Raw genomic sequence first — 1,342 nt, forward strand, 5'->3', positions numbered from 1 at the left:
TGGGTGTCAGTTCACCCGGAGATTACGCCGCCTTCAAATTTCCACCACTTCCGAGACAGGACCACCCGGCCGCCCGCCGGTATTCTCTGATGCAGCGATCCAGTTTTGTCTCATGTTGAAAGTGCTCTTCGGCCTGCCGCTTCGGCAAAGTACTGGCATTGTAGCCAGCATTCTGGGAAATGGCCGGGCTCGACTGGCCGGTGCCGGATTTTTCCACACTGAGCCGCAGACAGAAGACTTTGTCGGTCCAGATATCCAGCCGTCACGATGACAGCCCTGTCCTGCCGGACCTTCTGGATCAGATCCCCCCAGATGAACAGATCGGCACCGTGACTGGCGACGGCGCCTTCGACACCCGACGTTGCCACACCGCGATCCTTGGAGCGTGGCGGCACAGCCGTCATCCCGATCCGCAGGAATGGCCGTCTCTGGTAGGAGGACTGCTCTGCCGCCCGTGCGCGCAACGACATCCTGCGGGCAACAAGGCGCCTTGGGCGAGCCAACTGGAAGCACTGGTCCGGATATCATGTGCGAAGTCGGATCGAGGTAAGAATGCGCTGTCTCAAATCCTTCGGTGAGCGGATAGCCTCACGAGAGCCGGACAGACAAACCGCTGAGGTCCACATCCGCATCGCACTCATGAACCGCTTCAATGCACTCGGCACCGCCGATATTGAACGCGTGACCTGAGAAAAAAGGGGTTAGGAGGAAATCTGGACAGCGCAGGGTTTCTGCAACATGTATAACCGCCCCTTGCGCAAGAGGGTAATCTGGATCCTTTTGACGCGCTGTCGGGTGCTGACATGTATCCGGCCTCTGATGCGACTCTGATGTTGTAACCGCCCCCCGACGGCATCTTTGTGCCAAGGTGGGATCGTCATAATCCATTAGGGAGGCGGTCATGTCGGAGATTACAACAATCGGTCTGGATCTGGCAAAGAATGTGTTCCAGCTTCACGGTGCCGATCAGTCTGGAAAAGCCGTTCTGCGTAAGAAGCTGCGGCGCGATCAGGTTCTGGTCTTTCTCTCGACGCTTCCACCTTGTGTTGTCGCCATGGAAGCCTGTGGTGGCTCGCACTTCTGGGGACGTGAGATAGGCAAGCTGGGCCATGAGGTTCGGCTGATCCCGCCGGCCTATGTTAAACCCTTCGTGAAGCGGCAAAAAAATGATGCCGCCGATGCCGAAGCGATTTGCGAAGCGGCCCAACGGCCGACGATGCGCTTCGTGCCGGTGAAGAGCGAACGGACACAAGGGTCAGCCATGGTCTTTCGGGTCCGAGAAGTGCTGATCCGTCAGCGCACCCAGCTCATCAACGCGTTTCGTGGCCACCTGACGGAATTC

The 1,342-nt window shown here is 58.2% G+C and carries 1 protein-coding gene and 1 pseudogene; both read left to right on the plus strand.

What is annotated here, in order from left to right; all coding sequences use genetic code 11:
- A pseudogene (locus EP867_RS19605) lies at positions 1-690 on the plus strand (IS5 family transposase); the annotation flags it as partial.
- A 211-nt stretch (positions 691-901) separates the two neighbouring features.
- A partial coding sequence (locus EP867_RS19610; protein WP_128491095.1) for an IS110 family RNA-guided transposase occupies positions 902-1,342 on the plus strand: 441 nt, incomplete at its 3' end.

Origin of the sequence: Falsigemmobacter intermedius (assembly GCF_004054105.1) — a bacterium.
Taxonomy (GTDB): Bacteria; Pseudomonadota; Alphaproteobacteria; order Rhodobacterales; family Rhodobacteraceae; genus Wagnerdoeblera; species Wagnerdoeblera intermedia.